The 2,642-nt window shown below is 39.8% G+C and carries 4 protein-coding genes and 1 pseudogene; all 5 read right to left on the bottom strand.

Annotation, left to right across the window (positions count from 1 at the left end):
• Positions 1-206: 206 nt before the first annotated feature.
• Positions 207-464 (bottom strand): hypothetical protein, encoded by a 258-nt coding sequence (locus ACQEXR_RS19860; RefSeq protein ID WP_427021001.1) that lies wholly within the window; start codon positions 462-464, stop codon positions 207-209.
• Between the two features lie 74 nt (positions 465-538).
• On the bottom strand, positions 539-1,021 hold the full coding sequence (locus tag ACQEXR_RS19855) for a hypothetical protein (protein WP_427021000.1): 483 nt from the start codon (positions 1,019-1,021) through the stop codon (positions 539-541).
• A gap of 37 nt (positions 1,022-1,058) precedes the next feature.
• A pseudogene (locus ACQEXR_RS19850) lies at positions 1,059-1,319 on the bottom strand (tyrosine-type recombinase/integrase); the annotation flags it as partial.
• Between the two features lie 114 nt (positions 1,320-1,433).
• Positions 1,434-1,793: a VOC family protein gene (locus ACQEXR_RS19845; RefSeq protein ID WP_138973667.1), complete on the bottom strand. Its 360-nt coding sequence runs from the start codon at positions 1,791-1,793 to the stop codon at positions 1,434-1,436.
• 159 nt (positions 1,794-1,952) lie between these two features.
• The gene (locus ACQEXR_RS19840) at positions 1,953-2,300 is read right to left on the bottom strand and encodes an SH3 domain-containing protein (RefSeq protein ID WP_331426713.1); all 348 of its coding nucleotides are present in this window, start codon (positions 2,298-2,300) and stop codon (positions 1,953-1,955) included.
• Between the last annotated feature and the right edge of the window lie 342 nt (positions 2,301-2,642).

Raw genomic sequence — 2,642 nt, 5'->3', positions numbered from 1 at the left:
TAGAATCCGGCAAAACACCGAATGTAGAGCTGCTGTCCGATCCACTGTTGTCAGCGGTAGCTATTGTTGACAAAAGAAGGAGTCCATGTAGCCCAATTAAGTGGTGAGCAACGCTACTGCTGTACTCAAGCACTTCACCGTAATCACTAAACAAATTGAAACCGAAAGCGCCGAACGTTGCGAATCAGCTTGAATGCTTGTAATGTTTAAAAGCCGCTTTCTTTAGCTCTTTGCTGTGCAAGCTTAAGAATGTCGTCATACGAGAACTCTGAGGTATAAAAAGCATATTCCCAATGAGGAGGAACTTCATTCATATGCACTTTATAACCATACTCTTCTAACAGCTCTACCAAATAACCTCTTTGGTTTCGAGATATAGACCCATTCCAATAAATCCCGTTTTTCTCTAGATCATTTAATGCCTGATCTAGCAAATAAATTCTCGCGTTCTCTTTTAAATCCATTCTAACCTCATGTACCGAACTTCAAGTTTAAACATAACGCCAACGTTGGAAATCACTCTTAAATGCTTTGTTTGTTATGCTTCAACTTCGCGCATATCAACAACGAACTGCAAATAGCTTATAAGATCTGTCAGCTGATGAACTCTATGCGACATAAACACTCGATCAATAGCGACCGGAATAAGCCCGACAGCAAAAACCAATGATAAGTGTGTAAGCGCAACAATTTTAAATATAACAACACACGAAGCAAGAAAAGCAGCATAAATCACTAAGTATGATTTCCTGTCCTCAAGCGAGTTAACGTGACTCTGGAGGAATAAGAGACCTTTTTTGATTTCCATTGTTGACACTGTCATGGTTGCAGATTGAACAAACTTAAGTTCTTTATCAGCAAAAGCAACGTCCTTTTTAACGAGCTTTAAGTAAGCAGTTGACCTACCTTTCGCTCGACTAAGCGTTCTCTTGAAGACATTGCTAGGAGTATGAAGCATTTGATCTGCAATTACGTCTTTATTATTTGTAAAGTCTGAAACTAGTAACTCTAACCATTTCATAACCACTCCTAGCTACAATGTCGCTTTAATATGTTAGTTAATTATGTGGAGCATAATGCTTATTTAACGGATTTAGCTCTAACGCCTCTTCTAGATGGTCAGGGGCTAAATGTGCGTATCTCATTGTTGTTGTGATCTCACTATGGCCAAGCGTATCCCTTAGCTTGACGATGTTTCCCCCTCGAATCACGTAGTGACTCGCAAAGGTATGGCGTAGAACGTGCGTCATTTGGCCTTTGGGTAGCTCGATATTGCTGCGTGTAATGGCCTTACGAAACGCCGATAAACTGGTTAGGAATAGCTTGTTATCTAAGAATGCAAAAAGGCGACTTGCGTTAATTAAGCCGCCCTTAACAAGACACGTAAATATATTGAATTTATACAAAACTAGTAAAAGTATCTTGAGCATTTGTTATAAGCGGGCTTCTGACCAAACTGCGAACTCATTACCACTTGGTTCTAAAAAATGAAAACGGCAACCGCCAGGAAATTCAAATATAGGGCGAATGATGTCACCACCACTTTGAGCGACTTTCTCAAGAGTACCTTCGATGTCAGAGCTGTAGAATACTAAAAGTGCTCCACCGGTATTAGTTTGGTTGCAGCAATCAGCTTTGAAGAAACCACCGTCTAATCCCTGATTTGAAAAAGCTGTATATTCAGGTCCGTAGTCGACAAACTCCCAACCGAAAACTGAAGAGAAGAATGATTTTGTCGATTCTAAGTCTTTTGCGCCAAACTCAACATAATTAAGTTTTTCATGCTGATTCATTGCCTTGCTCCTTTTTGATTGTCCTGATAAGCGTATAACACCAAATTAAGTGAGCAACGCCTCCATCTGATCTAAATCATTGTGCCGTAAACACTAAAGCTGATTCAAACTAAGAGTGCCAAGCGTTGTGAATCTGCTTAAATTTATTGTTATTTGAATTTACTTTTTAGTTAGATGATTTAAAGGAGCCCATGCCAACTCGCCTCCTTCACCTAACTTTGAGCACCAGATCCAACCATTGAGTTCGTACTCCCTAATTAAGGTTTCGCCCACTGAAAGCATATGCTCTTTAGCAACATAGTCCTTAAGAACTGTCACTTGTTCACTATCGATAATTAGAATTTGCTTCGGAACCCAACCTTCTTTACTTGTTCCACGGCAAAAGACCCAATTTGGCCAATCACTCTCCGGATTTGATTCTTCCACAAACTGCAATTGTTCACCTTTTACTACATGAATAGGTGACTCTGGAGCATCTTGATATGCTTTAACGACTTGGTATTCCATTTGTTATATTGACCCCATTCACATAACACTTATTAGACGACAAACTGTCGCCTTTTGCCTATTTATAATTCAACATTAACCATATCAGTTCAAATAACAATCAATAAGTCTGAATGAAAGTCAATAAGTTAAGTCAGTAAAAGAAGGTGACTTGCAAAGGTATGGCGTAGAACGAGCGTCATTTGGCCTTTGGGTAGCTCGATATTGCTGCGTGCAACGACCTTTCGAAATGCCGATAAACTGCTTAGGAATAGCTTGTTATCTAAGAATGCAAAAAGGCCCTAGTCTTTCGACTAGAGCCTTCTTAATTATGGCAGGGGTGGAGAGATTCGAACTCCCAAC

Source organism: Vibrio sp. TRT 2004 (assembly GCF_050113735.1).
GTDB lineage: Bacteria > Pseudomonadota > Gammaproteobacteria > Enterobacterales > Vibrionaceae > Vibrio.
Note: the sequence above shows the minus strand (reverse complement) of the source record. Positions and strands in the feature narration are given on the sequence as shown.